The following is a 14823-nucleotide window of genomic DNA, read 5'->3' on the forward strand; positions in this document are numbered from 1 at the left end:
ACCCGCATGAATCCTCAATTCTTTAATCAGCCTTCTAAGCTGAGGGTCGCAGGTTCGATTCCTGCTGGGCAGGCCACCCCTCGCCGATCATTGTTCTGTCCTGCATGCACCTTCGCGGCGCACAGCCTCCCCGCACTTGTCGCAGGAACATTATGGAGCAAGGATTTGTGAAAAAATCATTTACGGAAGGCAATGCGCGGGGCACAATAACTGCGTAATTTCCATTCAGCAATTTCTGATCGGAACTGCTGAGTGGGACCGCTGGCACCGTCTTTACCCTGGCTACCCCTGCTAAAGAAACGCCCGATGTCCGACGAACTCCTGATCACTTCCGTCAACAAACACTATCTCGACAAGGTGATGAATCTTGCCGAGGAAAAGGACATCAAGGCGACGGAAGACATCTTTGATGCGCGCGGCATGAAACTGGTCGCCAAGGGCGCCAAGATTTCCCGCAGCTTGCAAGAGCGGCTGATCATGCGCCGGCTAAGCAAGCCGTTCGAATCCAGCATTGCGGTGGATTCCGGTGTCGACGTCGACGTGATTTCCGCCGAAGCGCAGCGCATTGCCGATACATTTGAGCCGATTCGCGCCATGCTCGGGCTGGCCAGCAGCGGCACTTCACCAGTACAACTGTTGTCCGAGATCCAGTTCGGCAGTGCGATGAGCACCATGCTCACCATTATCGAGCGCGGTGGCCAGACTGCCTTGCAGCATAGCGTGATGGTCAGCCTGATATCGGTCTGTCTGGCGAGGAAATTCGGCCTGAGCAGCAAGGATCAGATGGTTGTCGCGCTGGCCGGTCTGCTGCATGACATCGGTGAACTGTACATCGACCCGGAATACCTGCATTCGAACCGCCGTCTGTTTCCTCACGAGTGGCGGCATGTGGTGGTCCATCCGCGTATCGGCCAGATGCTGATCGAGGGACTGGAGAACTACCCCCCTTCCGTTGCACAGGCCGTGTTCGAGCATCATGAACGCTTTGACGGAGGAGGCTATCCGCGCCAGATTTCCGGCTCCCAGATCAGTGCGGCAGGGCAGGTGATTTCGGTGGCGGAAATGATTTCCGGCATATTGACCAATCAGGACCAGCCGCTGAACCGTGCCGTGCTGGCCTTGAAGATCATTCCGGGCGAGCATGCGCACGAGCTGGTTTCAGCTGTCTCCGCGGCGATGCAAAAAGCGCGTGAAGAAAGCGGCCCGGCGGCGGCCGAAAGCGGCACGCCGACTGGCGAGGAACGACAGCAGGTGCAATCCTTGTACGAGCATATCAACGCCGTGCTGCAAGAGGAACAGAAGCTGGGGGAATCGTCCGGGTTGAAATCGAAAAAAGCGAGCCAATTGTTGAGCGATGTTATCCGGCGAACCAATAATATCCAGCGCGCCTTCAGTAGTACCGGCCTGGACGTATGTCTCGCTGAATCGGTTTGCATATTTGAATCGCGCAGTCTCGACATCCTGTTTGAAACCAAGGTCGCGACAAGGGAGATCGAGTGGCGGCTTCGCGACGTGGCGCGCGATCTATCCCTGCAGGCTTCCACACTGGAGGCGCATGAGGCAGAAGCGTTTCAACCCTTGATTGCGCTGCTCGACGGACAGCACTGATTCACGCACATTCCGTTTGAAAGTACTCTTCGGCGCGCCGTGCCTTGCGTCTGGCCTTGTCTGCCGATTTGCCAGTGGCGGAGGCGGCATCTTCATCCGCCCACTTCTTTCGCAGCGCCAGTCTTGCGCAGGCTTTTCGCGACGCGGCTTGCGCACGTGCGGCGCGCTGGCGATCCTTTTCGTCGATCCGTTCCGTCTTGTGGCGCGCATCCTCAAGCTGCTTCAGCGCCTTCTTCTCCTTCGCTGCCTGGCGACGCGCGTCGTCGGTGTCGGCAGGCCCCGCATTGTTGATGTCGACTAGCTTGGCGTTGGGGCAGGGTGTGTCGCTGTACACGGTGCCGTGATCCGATTCACATTTGTAGATGGCAAAGGCCGGCGACGCCAGCAGGAAACTGAAACCGAACAGCAAGGCCGGCTTCATGATGGACATGACGGACCTTCTCATACGACCTTGCCCGGGTTCATCAGGCCCAAGGGGTCGAGCGCTTGCTTGATCGTGCGCATCAGGCGCATTTCGACTTCGGATTTGTATTGAACGATTTCATTGCGTTTCAATGCGCCCAGTCCATGCTCGGCCGAGATCGAACCGCCGAAGCGGTGCACGCTGTCATGCACCACGCGATTGATTTCCGATTGATGCGCGATAAACGCGTCGGGAGAGCCATGCTCGGGCGGCGACACGTTGTAATGCAGGTTGCCGTCGCCGAGATGGCCGAAAGTCACCATGCGGCAGCCGGGGAAGCTTTTCTCCAGCTCCACGTCAGTCACGCGAATGAAGTCGCCGATGCGTGAAATCGGCACCGAAATATCATGCTTGATGTTCTTGCCTTCCTCGGCTTGTGCCAGCGGAATGTGTTCGCGCAGGCTCCACAATGCCTTCGACTGCGCGATCGACGCAGCAACGGCCGCATCCTGGATGATCGTCTGTTCCAGCGCATCCGTGATCAGGTCTTCCAGCATGGCATTCGCATGTTCTTCCGATTCGCTGTCGGAAAGTTCGAGCAAGACATATTGCGAGTAATTCTGCGGGAACGGCAGGCGTAGTTGCGAAAAGTGCTTGCTGACCAGGTGCAGGCAAAAGTCCGACATCAATTCGAAGCCGGTCAGCATCGCTCCGCATTTTTCCTGCGCCATCGACAGCAGGCGCAGCGCATCGTCCGGGGACTGCATGGCGGCCAGCGCAGTCAACTGCGCCTTCGGTTGCGGGAACAGTTTCAGCACGGCGGCGGTAATGATGCCCAGCGTGCCCTCCGCGCCGATGAACAGGTCGCGCAAATCGTAGCCGGTATTATCCTTGCGCAGCCCGCGCAGTCCGCTCCACACCTCGCCCTGCGGCGTGACGACTTCCAGCCCCAGGCACAGTTCGCGCGAGTTGCCATAGCGGAGCACGCCAGTGCCGCCGGCATTGGTCGACAGATTGCCGCCGATGGTGCAGCTGCCTTCCGCCGCCAGCGAAAGCGGAAACAATCGGTCGGCATCGGCGGCCGCATTCTGAACCTGCTCCAGGATGCAGCCCGATTCGACTGTCATGGTGTTATTGATCGTATCGACCGCGCGAATCTTGTTGAGGCGCGTCAGCGAAAGCACGATGGCACTGCCGCTCTCGTCCGGCACGCTGCCCAGTACCAGCCCGGTATTGCCGCCCTGCGGCACGATCGGCACCTGAAATTGCGTGCAGAGGCGGATCACGATCGCTACTTCTTCCGTGGAGCCGGGCTTGATCACGGCCAGCGCCTTGCCGGTGAAGCGACGGCGCCAGTCGGTCAGATACCCGGCCATGTCGGCGGCATCGGTAAGCACGTAAGCGGCGCCGATGGCGTCGCGGCATTGTTGAAGGAAATCGTTCATTTGGATGCTTTTTGAATGGCCTGCTGCGCCAGTTTTTTCGCAGCCTGCTTGAAGGGGCGCAGATACAAGATAGTGCAAAAGAAGAATATACAGACGAGCGCGACTTCAATCCATCCGAGCGTCGCGGACAGACCCTTGTCGCTGGTTGCGCGCACGACACCTTCCATCAGGTAGAGCAGAATGAGCATCGACGACCACTGCATGGTGTAGATGTCGCGCTTCAAGACGCCGCGCAGCGGCAGCAGCAGGGGCAGCACTTTCAATACCAGCCACGAGCCGCCGGGACGCAGCGGATCAAGTACAAGTTCCCACGCCACGGAGAGGAGGATAAGCAGAATCAGGCTGCTGGCGGAGCCGTAATAAAAACTTTTTTGCATGCGGTTTTGCATCATGCGCCTCTCAATCTCGCCGCGGTTTCCGCCAGGCGGCGTCCGAGCGCGACGGTCAGCAAGTGCGTATCGGGAGAGATGGCGTTGGTCCCATTGGAACCCGACCAGTGGCTGGCCCCGTAGGGTGTGCCGCCGCTGGTGGTGGTCATCAATTCCGGATGCGTGTAGGGAAGGCCAAGCAGCAGCATGCCGTGATGCAGCAAGGGGAGCATCATCGACAGCAATGTTGCCTCCTGTCCGCCGTGGATGCTGCCGGTCGATGTGAACACGCAGGCCGGTTTGCCGGCCAGCGCACCGGACAGCCATTGCGCCGAGGTGCCGTCCCAAAAATATTTCAGCGGCGCGGCCATGTTGCCGAAGCGTGTAGGAGAACCGAGCGCCACGCCCGCGCATTCTTCCAGGTCGCGCAACTCGACATAGGGCGCGCCTTCTTTCGGAATGGCCGGCTCGGTTGCTTCCGTCACGGCGGAGACTGCGGGCACCGTGCGCAGGCGCGCTTCACAGCCGGGAACGCTTTCGATTCCCTGGGCGATCAGCTCTGCCATTTTGCGCGTCGTTCCGGAGCGGGAATAATATAAAACAAGGATTGTGAGGTCAGGATAATTCATGCTTGCTATTATAGGACGCTTTACAACCATCCCGACCTGGCTTCAATGACGCAGCCGCAGCCTGTTCAGCGCATGTTTCCGTTCAACTTGGCGATCTTCCGCAACTTTCCGTTCGACGATGTGCGCGGCCTGTTCCAGTTTGCGCGCCGTCGCCTGGACGAGGAGCGCCTGCCGCAGGTGGCCGGCAGCCTGACCTTCACCACGGTGCTGGCGCTGGTGCCGATACTGACCATTGCCTTTGCGATCTTTACGACTTTTCCGCTTTTCAATACCTTTCGTGCCTCGCTGGAAGCGTATTTCATCAAGAGCCTGATGCCCAAGACGATCGCCAATACGATTTTCGGGTATCTGAATCAGTTCTCCAGCAAGGCGACTCGCTTGTCGGCCATCGGCGCGATCGGCCTGATCCTGACAGCCATCGTCATGATGCTGACCATCGACCGCGCGTTCAATCATATTTGGCGTGTCAAGACGGCGCGGCCATTCATGCAGCGCCTGGTAATTTACTGGGCAGTCGTCACGCTCGGTCCGCTGCTGATCGGCGTGTCGCTCACATTCACCTCGGACCTGTTTTCGGTGACCAGCGGGCTGGGCATGAAATCCCCTGTCATTGGCGCGGTTTCATATACGCTGATCTCGGTGTTGCTGACGACGGGCGCGTTCACCCTGCTTTACCTGGCGGTGCCCAACCGCCTCATCGACTGGCGTGACGCGGCCTGCGGCGGCTTGCTGGCCGCCACGGCGTTTGAAATCGCCAAGCGCATTTTCGTCATCTTCCTGACCAAGTTTCCGACTTACACAGTTATTTACGGCGCGCTTGCGGCGATGCCTATTTTCCTGTTGTGGATATACCTGTCCTGGCTGATTACGCTGATGGGCGCCGTACTTGCGGCAGCCTTGCCGGTAGTGAAGTACGAGCGCTGGTGGCACGTGGCCACGCCGGGCAGTGCCTTCGTCGACGCCATGGCGGTGCTGGAAGTGCTGTATATGGCCCGCAAGAACGGCGTCAATGCGGCCGTTGATGCAAGGACTCTCCGGGCGCTGACGCGGCTCGGTTTTGACGAGTCTGAAGCCTTGCTGCAGAAGATGCTCGATGCCGGCTGGGTGGGACGTATCAAGACGGAGTCGCCGAAGCGCGTTCAGTTCGGCAAGCACCTTACCGAAGGTCTTGACAGATGGGTGCTGCTTGCAAATCCGGAGCAACTGAAAATTGCAGATGTGTACCGGATGTTTGTATTCAATACCGGGAGCAACGCGGCGCTGGCCAAGCAAGTCGAAGGCGCGGTCGAGCAGGGTCTGGGCCAGACCCTTGCCTCCCATTTCACTTAGAACAACGCCTCTCCATTCAGCAAGCGTCTCGATATGATGGCCACCTTGGGCTTGCTTGATTTCAGGTAAGCCGGTTTTGTCGAGATGCAATCGGAATTCTTCCGGGCAAGCCGCAATGGCAGTCCGTTCCTCTCCTGAGGAATGGCTTTTACTCCTTCATGAAGCCGAACAATGCGTCCAGCACGGCATCCGGCTGCTCGGCCATGAGCGAATGGCCGCAGTTGTCGATTTGCACAACCCGGCATTGCGGGATGGTTTTGGTCAGTGTCGCCGTGGCTTTCGGCGGCGTCATCATGTCGCGTTTGCCGAGCACCAGCAGGGCAGGGCTGGCCAGCGACTTTGCTGCCACTTCGCCGTTTGCGTATGCATTGCAGGCAGAAAAATCCGTATAGAACACCTGTGCCGGGTTCTGACGGGAGATATGCTGCATCAGTCGCTGGCTGCCGTTCATCACATAAAAACCGGGGCCGGGGCAGGATGGCTTTTGTGCAATCGAGGTGTGCGACCAGATGTTGACCATGTCAATCGCCATCTGCTCATTGTTTTTCGAGGCGTCGAGCAGCGCGTCGGAAACCTTCATCGGATAGGCGGTACCAACCAGTGCCAGCCGGCCGATGCGATCCGGCGCGCGGAATGCCGATTCCAGTGCAATCAGCGATCCCATGCTGTGTCCGATCAGCGCTGCCTTCTGCACTCCGGCAGCGTCCAGCAGGGCGATCAGCCAATCGGCCATGGCTTCCACGCTGGCCAGGGGCGCACCCTTGCTGCGTCCATGGCCGGGCAAATCAAGCGCGAGCACGCCGAACCCGTGATGCGCGAAATAGCGCGTCTGCAGAATCCATACCGAATGATCATTCTGTGCACCGTGAATGAAGACCACCGTCGGCAGTTCCGGATTGAAGGGCTTTCCGCCGGTGTAGCAATAGGCTTCCTGTCCCTGAACATTGAGCAGCATGTCACGCTCCCTTCTGCGCAGCCTTCAGGCCGCGCGCCAGATCTTCGATCAAGTCGTCCGGATCTTCCAGTCCGATCGACAGCCGCATGGTTCCTTCGGTAATGCCCGCGGCCGCGAGCTGGTCAGTGGGAACACGGAAATGCGTGGTCGATGCAGGATGGATTACCAGCGACTTGGCATCGCCGACATTGGCCAGGTGCGAAAACAGCTTGAGCGCTTCGACAAAGCGTCGTCCCGCGGCGCGATCGCCTTTGATGCTGAACGAAAACACCGCGCCGCAACCCTTGGGTAGCAGCGTCCGTGCCAGCGCATGGTCGGGGTGCGATTCCAATTCCGGATAAGCGATCGATTCGACCGCAGCGTGCGAAGCCAGGAATTCCACGATCTTGCGCGTGTTGGCAACATGCCGCTCCATGCGCAGGCTCAGTGTCTCGATGCCTTGAAGGATCGCGAATGCATTATGCGGACTCATGATGGCGCCGAAGTCGCGCAGGCCCTCGCGGCGCGCGCGCAGCGAAAACGGCGCGACCGTCGATTCCTCCGAAAACACCATGCCGTGAAAGCCGTCATACGGCTCGCACAATTCCGCGAAGTGTCCTGTCTTTTCATACGCAAGCTGCCAATCGAAGGTGCCGCCGTCCACCAGCAGGCCGCCCATCGCGGTGCCATGCCCGCACAGGAATTTGGTCGCCGAATGAAAAATCAAGTCCGCGCCATGATCGAAGGGACGCAGCAGATAGGGCGTAGTGAAGGTCGCATCCACCATCAGTGGCAGATAGTGTTCGTGCGCAAGCGCGGCAAGCTTCGGAATGTCGAGCACGTCGAGTCCGGGATTGCCGAGCGTCTCGCCGAACAGCACCTTGGTATTCGGGCGAATCGCGTTGCGCCACGCATCCAGATCGCGCGGATCGACAAACGTGGTCTCGATGCCGAAGCGTTTCATCGTATATGCCAGCAGGTTTTGCGATCCGCCGTACAGGGCGCGCGAGGCAACCACATGCGAGCCGGCGCCGGCGATTGTCGCCAGGCCGAGATGCAGTGCCGCCTGACCGCTGGCCACCGCGATGCCGGCAACGCCGCCTTCCAGTGCAGCGATGCGCTCTTCGAGCACGGCATTGGTCGGATTCGAGATGCGTGAATACACATGACCTGCACGCTCCATGTTGAACAGCGACGCGGCGTGATCGGAATCCTTGAAGACGAACGAGGTCGTCAGATAAATCGGCGTGGCCCGCGCGCCTGTGGCGGGATCCGGTGCCGCGCCTGCGTGCAGGGACAGGGTATCGAACCCTGGGTATTTGGGGGCACTCATTCGCTTGTCTCCGAAACTTGTCCTGGATCAGTTTTTTGTACAGCCTCTTGAAGCTCTGCAATCCTAGCACCGAACGGCCCTTCGAGCTGTCATGCGAGCGACAGCGCTGCGCTGGATTTTTCGTGCGGCTTAGGCTACATTTCAAGTGCGACAACAACAATTAACCTGCTGGGACGACCTCATGAAAGTATCCGAAATCCTGAAAGTCAAAGGCGACATTCTTTACACCGTGACGCCGGACAAGCCGATGGCAGAGGCAGTCGAGATCATGGCCGAGAAGGACATCGGCTCGCTGGTCGTCATGGAGTTCGGCGAGCTGGTCGGCATGCTGACCTTCCGCGAAGTCATGAAAGCTTTGTACAAGAACAAGGGAACGATCGGCACAGAGACCGTGCGCAAGCACATGGACGATCATCCGATCACCATTACGCCGGATACCGAAGTCAACGAAGTGCGCCGCCTCATGCTGGAGCGTCATGCGCGCTACGTACCGGTGGTGAATGCAAAAACGCTGCTTGGCGTGATTTCGTTTTACGACGTCGCCAAGGCGGTATTCGAAGCACAGAGCTTCGAGAACAAGATGCTCAAGGCCTATATTCGCGACTGGCCGGCAGAAGGTGACGAATAATCGTAGCGAGCAGCGATTGCGCCTATTGCCTTTACGCCTTTGCGCCATGGCATTGACTGCAGGGCCGTTCATGGGACGAACCATGAACGGCCTTTTTTATCGTATTTCCATTGAGTGAATCGCATCGGATCCGAAGCCTCGAAAGCGTCGGATACGGAAAGGATATTCAACATGCATATCGCCATCGTCGGCGCCGGCCTGGCCGGCCTGATCTGCGCACAGCGCCTCCAGGAACAAGGACACAGCGTCATCGTTTATGAACGCAACAACCATGTCGGCGGCCGCATGGGGACGCGCCAGACGGAGCTCGGCGGCTTCGACCATGGTACGCAGTACTTCACGGCTTCCAGCGAACGTTTCAAGAAGGAAGTCGCTCGGTGGCGCAAGGCCGGCTGGGTGCTGCCATGGCAAGGAAAACTGGTCAGGCTCGAAAACGGATCGGCGAAACCGGCCGGACGTTCCAATGCCAACCAGAGGCTGGTAGCGGTGCCGGGCATGGCGGCGCTGGGCGAGCAACTTGCGCACGGCATCGAAGTACGCACGGAACAGAATGTCCATCGCATCGAACGCTATGGCGAGCAGTGGCTGCTTGCCGTCCAGTCCGATACGGTCGCGATCGATGCCAGCGCGGGCCCATTCGACGCGGTGATTGCTGCTGTTCCCGCCGATCTTGCGCAACCGCTGCTGCAGCCGGTATCTGCGCTTGCCGACCAGGTCGGCCAGGAACATCTCGCGCCATGCTGGGCATTGATCCTCGGCTTCCAACAGTCACTCGACCTCGATTACGACGGCGCATGGCTGCAGGGTTCGCGCCTGCGCTGGATTGCACGTGATACCTCGAAGCCGATGCGCCGGCCGGGCGAGCATTGGATCGGACACGCATCGCCGGGATGGAGCGAGGAACATCTGCATGATGACCCTGAACGGGTCAAGGAAAAACTGCTGAAGGCGTTTCACGAGGCAACCGGATCGCCGGTGCAACCGGTGTATGCCGACGTGCACTGCTGGCGCTATGCGCAGGCCACCAGCACACTGCCGGGCGATTGCCTGTGGGACGGACAAGCACGCGTCGGCGTATGCGGCGACTGGTTCTCTGCCGGCCTGGATGGCAGCGGTCGCGTTGAGAACGCCTATCTGAGCGGCACGGCACTGGCGGAGATGATCGGCTAACCGGCGGTATCATTCCGCGCGACTTTCCGCAAAGCGCGCACAATCCACCGGCTCTCCACTACACTTGCGCCATCGCGTATGGGCGCCGGTCTTCTGCGTCCATGCTGCGAGCAATTCGATCCGCTTTCACATTTTCTGAAGAAAAGAGATGAGCCAATCCAGTCAATTTTCGCTGCTTGCGCAACGCCGCTTCGGACCGTTCTTCTGGACGCAGTTTTTCGGTGCGTTCAACGACAACGTGTTCAAGACCGCGCTGATGACCATCCTCACCTACGAGGCCCTGAACTGGACCACCCTTGAACCGGGGTTGCTGAACAATCTTATCCCGGGCTTGTTCATTCTTCCTTTCGTATTGTTTTCCGCGACGGCGGGACAATTGGCGGACAAGTTTGAAAAGTCATCGTTGACGCGCTACGTCAAGCTGCTGGAAATCGCCATCATGGCGACCGCCGGATTCGGCTGGATGATGCATAGTCTCTGGCTGCTTCTGGCCGCCGTGGTGGGGATGGGTTTGCACTCGACTTTATTCGGACCGGTCAAATATGCGTATCTTCCGCAGCACTTGCATCAGGATGAACTGGTCGGCGGCAACGGCGTGATCGAGATGGGCACTTTCGTCGGGATTCTGCTCGGCGAGGTGCTCGGCGCCATGCTGGTCGTGCACAAACCCTGGGGCATCGAACTGGTGGCGTTCGGCACGGTCATCATCGCCGTGATCGGCTGGCTCGTCAGTCGCCGCATTCCGCACTCGCCGGCACCGGAGCCCGAGCTGAAAATCAACTGGAACCCGCTCACCGAGATGGTCCGCAACATCCAATTTACGCGGCAAAATCGGCCGGTTTTCCTCTCGGTGCTCGGCAATTCCTGGTTCTGGTTCTATGGCGCACTGATCCTCGCGCAATTCCCGGTCTATGCGAAAGATTACCTGCATGGAGACCACAACGTCTTTGTCTTGTTGCTCACGGTGTTTTCGATCGGTATCGGCGCCGGCTCGCTGCTGTGTGAACGCCTGTCGGGGCACAAGGTTGAAATCGGACTGGTCCCGTTCGGCTCGATCGGCCTGTCGGTTTTCGGCATCGACCTTTATCTTGCCAGCCTGGCCTATTCCGGCACGACGCCAGTCGACATCGCGGGGTTCATCGCACAGCATGGCAGCATGCGCATCCTGTTCGATATCGTGATGATCGGCGTGTTCGGCGGCTTCTATATCGTGCCCTTGTTTGCGCTGATCCAGACACGCTGCGATCGCAAGCATGTGTCGCGTACCATCGCCGGCATGAATATCATGAATGCGCTGTTCATGGTTGCGGCAGCGCTGTTTGCCATGGTCTTGCTGAAGATGGGTTACACCATCCCGCAGATTTTCATGGCGACCGCACTCCTGAACGCAGTAGTTGCCATCTACATTTTCTCGCTGGTGCAGGAATTCCTGATGCGCTTCCTGGCCTGGTTGCTGATCCATACCATTCATCGTGTGCACACAGTGGCCGCCGAGCGCATTCCCGAGGAGGGGGCCGCTGTCCTGGTCTGTAACCACGTCAGCTACGTCGACGCCATCGTCATCATGGCGGCCAGCCCGCGGCCAATCCGTTTCGTGATGGACCACCGTATCTTCAAGATCCCGCTCCTGTCCTGGATCTTCAGGACCGCAAAGGCCATTCCGATCGCGCCCGCCAAGGAAGACCCGTGGCTGATGGAAAAGGCTTTTGTCGACATCGCGCAAGCGCTGTACGAGGGCGAGCTGGTCTGCATTTTCCCCGAAGGGAAGTTGACCACGACCGGCGAAATGAATGCGTTCAAGGGTGGAATCAGCAAGATCATCGACCGAACGCCGGTGCCGGTCATTCCGATGGCCTTGCGCGGCTTGTGGGGCAGCATGCTCACGCGCAGCCCCGGAAACCCCTTTGAACGTTCATTCAGGCGCGGGCCGTTCTCGCGCCTGTCCCTGGTGGTCGGTCAGCCGGTCGCACCGGCGATCGCGACGCCGGAAACGCTCTACGAACAAGTGCGTGAATTGCGCGGCGAGTGGAAATAACCTTCGAGCGAAGAGGGGGCATGGAATTGCTTGGCTACAGATAACCATGTAAGCCGGGCCGGCGGGCCGGATTAATGTTGCATCAATGACATCAAATGCAGTAATATTTGATGCATTTTTGATAATAATCCCGTAGCCAAGAAGAATTCCATGCATTTCTCCGAAGTGGCGGCCGGACCGCCTGGTTCAAGCACGTCTTCCGTCCTTACCCACCTCGCCGGTCAAGGCCGCCAAGCGTTTTTGAACAGCTTGTCGCAACATGCACGTCTGATCTCGATCGAGACACCGCTCGGAGCCGGCGCGCTGATTGTGGAGCGCTTCGCGGGACGGGAATCCATGTCCGGCCTGTTTCGGCTCGATGTCGACTGTCTCGCGAGCTCGGCCTACTTCGAACTCAAGGCCCTGATTGGAAAAGAAGTATCGCTGAGCGTGATGCTCGCTGACGGCCGTAGCCGTTCTTTCCACGGCATCGTCGGCGAGGCCTCACAACTCGGCAGCGACGGCAGCCTTGCAAGTTATCGCCTTACGATTGTTCCATGGATGCATCAGCTCACACTGCGGCGCGACAGCTACGTCTTCCAGGACAAGACCGTACTGGAAATTCTCGAAGACATCTTCAAAGACTACCCGAACGCCAGCTACCGGTTTGACGTCAAGACCGCGCTGCCGCAACGTTCGATCGCAATCCAGTATCGCGAAAGCGACTACGAGTTCGTCGCCCGCCTGCTGGCGGAAGAAGGTCTGAACTTCTTTTTCGAGCATGAAGTTGAGCAAGCCGGTGCGAATCCCGACGACCACGGCGCAGACATGCGTCATCGTCTTGTCGTGTTCGACGATAGCGCCGCGCTGCACGCATGCTCGCAATCCGAGATCCGTTTCCACCGCACCGATGTTGCCGAAACCACCGACACCATCACGCATTTCGTGCAGCGCCGCCAGATCCAATCAAATGCCGTTGCGCTGGCAAGCTGGGACTACAAGAATCTCGTAGCGCACGCCGCAGAAGAATCCGTGCAGGCGCGACCCGACGCGATACCCACACTGGAAATCTACGAGGGCTCCGGCGCCTATCGCTACACCGACAATGACGAAAGCGCGCGCATTGCCCGGGCAAGGGCTGAATCGCTCGGCTTCGCCCAACATGTCATCAGTGGAGAAGGGGCGGCCCGAGCGCTGAGCGTCGGCACCTGGTTCTCCCTGATCGGACATCCGGACGCCGATGGCGACTACGCGGTGCTATCGATCGAACATCGTGGCGCCAACAACCTGGCGCACGGCGCGGCAGAACTGGCGCAGCGCGCGGATATCGAAGCCGGCACCTACCACAACCAGTTCACCTGCGCGCCACGCGCCACACCGATTCGCCCCGGATATCATTTTCCCAAACCGGTCGCGCCTGGCGTACAGACTGCATTGGTGGTTGGTGTCGCCAGCGAGGAAATCACGACCGAACGCGACCATCGCATCAAGATCCAGTTTCTCTGGCAGCGTGGAGCGCGGGCGACACCGGGCCAACTGGAACACCCGATGTCATCGAACGCGCCGGGTGACAATACGTCCGGCACCTGGGTGCGCGTCGCAGAGCCGGCCGCCGGCGCCAATTGGGGGGCCTCATTCATCCCGCGCGTCGGTCAGGAAGTGTGCATTGATTTCATCGACGGCGACATCGACCGCCCGGTCATCGTCGGCCAACTCTACAACGGTGCCGACCTGCCGCCCTTTCACGGCGGGGACAATCACCCTGGCGCCCTGGCTGGCATCAAGTCAAAAGAATATGGCGCGAGCGGTTTCAACCAGTGGGCGATCGACGACACACCCGGGCAATTGCGTCAAACAGTGGCGTCGACTTATGAAGCGAGCCAACTGAACATCGGCTACCTGATCCGTCAAAGCGGAAATATCCGGAGTGCTTACCGTGGCATCGGGTTCGAACTCGCTACCGATGCATGGGCCAGCTTGCGTGCCGGACGTGGCCTCTTTGTCTCCACCGCGCCAAGGGGCGGCGGGGCATCCACCCAACTGGACACGCAGGAAGCGCAGGGCAAATTCAAGGCTTCCGGCGAACTCGCAAAAACCCTCTCGGACGCCGCAGCCCAGCACCGCGCATTGTCGCTTTCCATCGCCGAAGGCGTGCAGCAATTGAATGCAACGCTCAACGGTAAGGAAAGTTTCGATGGGCAAGAAGCGCCACGAATCAAACACCCCATAGCACTACTCGACAGCCAGTCCAGCATCAGCGCTGCCACCCCCGCCTCGTCCGTCCTGTTCGCCGGGCAGGACATCACCGTGACCACCGCATCCACGCTACGCATGACGGCAGGGCAGGCCGCGACGGTCGTCGCCGCGAAAACGGCATCGCTGTACACGCATGAAGGCGGCGCGAAAGTGTTCGCCGCAAAGGAAGCGGTATCGGTGCGCGCACACACCGGACCGATGGACGTGCTGGCCGATCAAGCCGCCACCGTCACATCGAGCAACGGCAGCATCAAGGTACAGGCGAAGCAGGAAATTCTGATTGCCTCCGGTGGCGGGTATATCCGCTTGAAAGGCGGCGATATCGACATCCATTGCCCGGCGTCGGTATCAGTGAAAGGGGTGACGCATGATTTTCTAGGGGCGGGGAGTAGGGATGCTGATTTGCCTGTGCTACCCAATGCCAAGTCCAGCATCAAGAACTGGATCGATATTGATTATCGCGATCCAGACGGCGAGCCGATGGCAGGTCTTGGTTACAAGATCAAGTTCGATGAAGGTTCCGTCCTCAGCGGCAAACTCGACGCCTGTGGGCATGCCCACCATGACAATGTTCCTGAATCGGCGGCGACCGTCACTTACGAAGCGCGCCTCCCTAAAAAGGATGCTCCATGGGATTCACTGCAAATGATGATCGCCAAGGCAAAGTGCCGTTTCGGTCAACCGTATGAATAACACGAAGAAATAG

Annotated in this window: 12 protein-coding genes; 6 read left to right on the forward strand and 6 right to left on the reverse strand. The window is 59.1% G+C overall.

The window, feature by feature from the left end; all coding sequences use genetic code 11:
- Nucleotides 1-306 precede the first annotated feature (306 nt).
- A complete protein-coding gene (locus E6W33_RS14690; protein WP_136418070.1) occupies nucleotides 307-1608 on the forward strand; it encodes an HD domain-containing phosphohydrolase in 1302 nt (433 codons plus the stop codon).
- A gap of 1 nt (nucleotide 1609) precedes the next feature.
- Here E6W33_RS14690 and E6W33_RS14695 read toward each other — a convergent pair whose 3' ends face one another.
- Genes E6W33_RS14695 through wrbA form a run of 4 tightly spaced genes read right to left on the reverse strand, consistent with a single transcriptional unit; the run spans nucleotide 1610 to nucleotide 4453 of the window.
- Nucleotides 1610-2038, reverse strand: coding sequence for a DUF4124 domain-containing protein (locus E6W33_RS14695; RefSeq protein WP_136418071.1), 429 nt, complete (start codon nucleotides 2036-2038; stop codon nucleotides 1610-1612).
- An 11-nt stretch (nucleotides 2039-2049) separates the two neighbouring features.
- A complete protein-coding gene (locus E6W33_RS14700; protein ID WP_136418072.1) occupies nucleotides 2050-3456 on the reverse strand; it encodes an FAD-binding oxidoreductase in 1407 nt (468 codons plus the stop codon).
- Complete coding sequence (locus tag E6W33_RS14705) at nucleotides 3453-3845, reverse strand: DUF2069 domain-containing protein (protein ID WP_136418296.1); 393 nt, start codon at nucleotides 3843-3845, stop codon at nucleotides 3453-3455. Before E6W33_RS14705 ends, E6W33_RS14700 begins: the two co-directional genes overlap by 4 nt.
- Nucleotides 3845-4453 carry an NAD(P)H:quinone oxidoreductase gene (gene wrbA, locus E6W33_RS14710; protein ID WP_136418073.1) on the reverse strand — a complete coding sequence of 203 codons (609 nt, stop codon included), beginning with the start codon at nucleotides 4451-4453 and terminating at the stop codon, nucleotides 3845-3847. Before wrbA ends, E6W33_RS14705 begins: the two co-directional genes overlap by 1 nt.
- Nucleotides 4454-4525: 72 nt before the next feature.
- Here wrbA and E6W33_RS14715 point away from each other — a divergent pair, with 72 nt between their 5' ends.
- Nucleotides 4526-5782 (forward strand): YihY family inner membrane protein, encoded by a 1257-nt coding sequence (locus E6W33_RS14715; RefSeq protein ID WP_247869652.1) that lies wholly within the window; start codon nucleotides 4526-4528, stop codon nucleotides 5780-5782.
- A gap of 148 nt (nucleotides 5783-5930) precedes the next feature.
- Here the strand turns inward: E6W33_RS14715 and E6W33_RS14720 are convergent, their stop codons facing one another.
- Complete coding sequence (locus E6W33_RS14720) at nucleotides 5931-6737, reverse strand: alpha/beta hydrolase (RefSeq protein WP_136418075.1); 807 nt, start codon at nucleotides 6735-6737, stop codon at nucleotides 5931-5933.
- Nucleotide 6738: 1 nt separating this feature from the next.
- Nucleotides 6739-8049: an O-acetylhomoserine aminocarboxypropyltransferase gene (locus E6W33_RS14725; protein WP_136418076.1), complete on the reverse strand. Its 1311-nt coding sequence runs from the start codon at nucleotides 8047-8049 to the stop codon at nucleotides 6739-6741.
- A 181-nt stretch (nucleotides 8050-8230) separates the two neighbouring features.
- Here E6W33_RS14725 and E6W33_RS14730 point away from each other — a divergent pair, with 181 nt between their 5' ends.
- From E6W33_RS14730 to tssI, 4 genes are all read left to right on the forward strand, one after another.
- Nucleotides 8231-8677 (forward strand): CBS domain-containing protein, encoded by a 447-nt coding sequence (locus tag E6W33_RS14730; protein ID WP_136418077.1) that lies wholly within the window; start codon nucleotides 8231-8233, stop codon nucleotides 8675-8677.
- Between the two features lie 171 nt (nucleotides 8678-8848).
- On the forward strand, nucleotides 8849-9847 hold the full coding sequence (locus tag E6W33_RS14735; RefSeq protein WP_136418078.1) for an FAD-dependent oxidoreductase: 999 nt from the start codon (nucleotides 8849-8851) through the stop codon (nucleotides 9845-9847).
- 148 nt (nucleotides 9848-9995) lie between these two features.
- Nucleotides 9996-11882, forward strand: coding sequence for an MFS transporter (locus tag E6W33_RS14740; protein ID WP_136418079.1), 1887 nt, complete (start codon nucleotides 9996-9998; stop codon nucleotides 11880-11882).
- Nucleotides 11883-12032: 150 nt separating this feature from the next.
- Nucleotides 12033-14810 (forward strand): type VI secretion system Vgr family protein, encoded by a 2778-nt coding sequence (gene tssI / locus E6W33_RS14745; protein WP_136418080.1) that lies wholly within the window; start codon nucleotides 12033-12035, stop codon nucleotides 14808-14810.
- Nucleotides 14811-14823: the final 13 nt, after the last annotated feature.

The organism is Herbaspirillum sp. ST 5-3, from assembly GCF_004804275.1.
Lineage (GTDB): Bacteria > Pseudomonadota > Gammaproteobacteria > Burkholderiales > Burkholderiaceae_D > Noviherbaspirillum.

What these genes read in the sequence shown, in the direction of transcription:
- E6W33_RS14690 (WP_136418070.1), top strand. Translation starts at nt 307, where the DNA reads ATGTCCGACGAACTCCTGATCACTTCCGTCAACAAACACTATCTCGAC.
- E6W33_RS14695 (WP_136418071.1), bottom strand. Translation starts at nt 2,038, where the DNA reads ATGTCCATCATGAAGCCGGCCTTGCTGTTCGGTTTCAGTTTCCTGCTG.
- E6W33_RS14700 (WP_136418072.1), bottom strand. Translation starts at nt 3,456, where the DNA reads ATGAACGATTTCCTTCAACAATGCCGCGACGCCATCGGCGCCGCTTAC.
- E6W33_RS14705 (WP_136418296.1), bottom strand. Translation starts at nt 3,845, where the DNA reads ATGCAAAACCGCATGCAAAAAAGTTTTTATTACGGCTCCGCCAGCAGC.
- wrbA (WP_136418073.1), bottom strand. Translation starts at nt 4,453, where the DNA reads ATGAATTATCCTGACCTCACAATCCTTGTTTTATATTATTCCCGCTCC.
- E6W33_RS14715 (WP_247869652.1), top strand. Translation starts at nt 4,526, where the DNA reads ATGTTTCCGTTCAACTTGGCGATCTTCCGCAACTTTCCGTTCGACGAT.
- E6W33_RS14720 (WP_136418075.1), bottom strand. Translation starts at nt 6,737, where the DNA reads ATGCTGCTCAATGTTCAGGGACAGGAAGCCTATTGCTACACCGGCGGA.
- E6W33_RS14725 (WP_136418076.1), bottom strand. Translation starts at nt 8,049, where the DNA reads ATGAGTGCCCCCAAATACCCAGGGTTCGATACCCTGTCCCTGCACGCA.
- E6W33_RS14730 (WP_136418077.1), top strand. Translation starts at nt 8,231, where the DNA reads ATGAAAGTATCCGAAATCCTGAAAGTCAAAGGCGACATTCTTTACACC.
- E6W33_RS14735 (WP_136418078.1), top strand. Translation starts at nt 8,849, where the DNA reads ATGCATATCGCCATCGTCGGCGCCGGCCTGGCCGGCCTGATCTGCGCA.
- E6W33_RS14740 (WP_136418079.1), top strand. Translation starts at nt 9,996, where the DNA reads ATGAGCCAATCCAGTCAATTTTCGCTGCTTGCGCAACGCCGCTTCGGA.
- tssI (WP_136418080.1), top strand. Translation starts at nt 12,033, where the DNA reads ATGCATTTCTCCGAAGTGGCGGCCGGACCGCCTGGTTCAAGCACGTCT.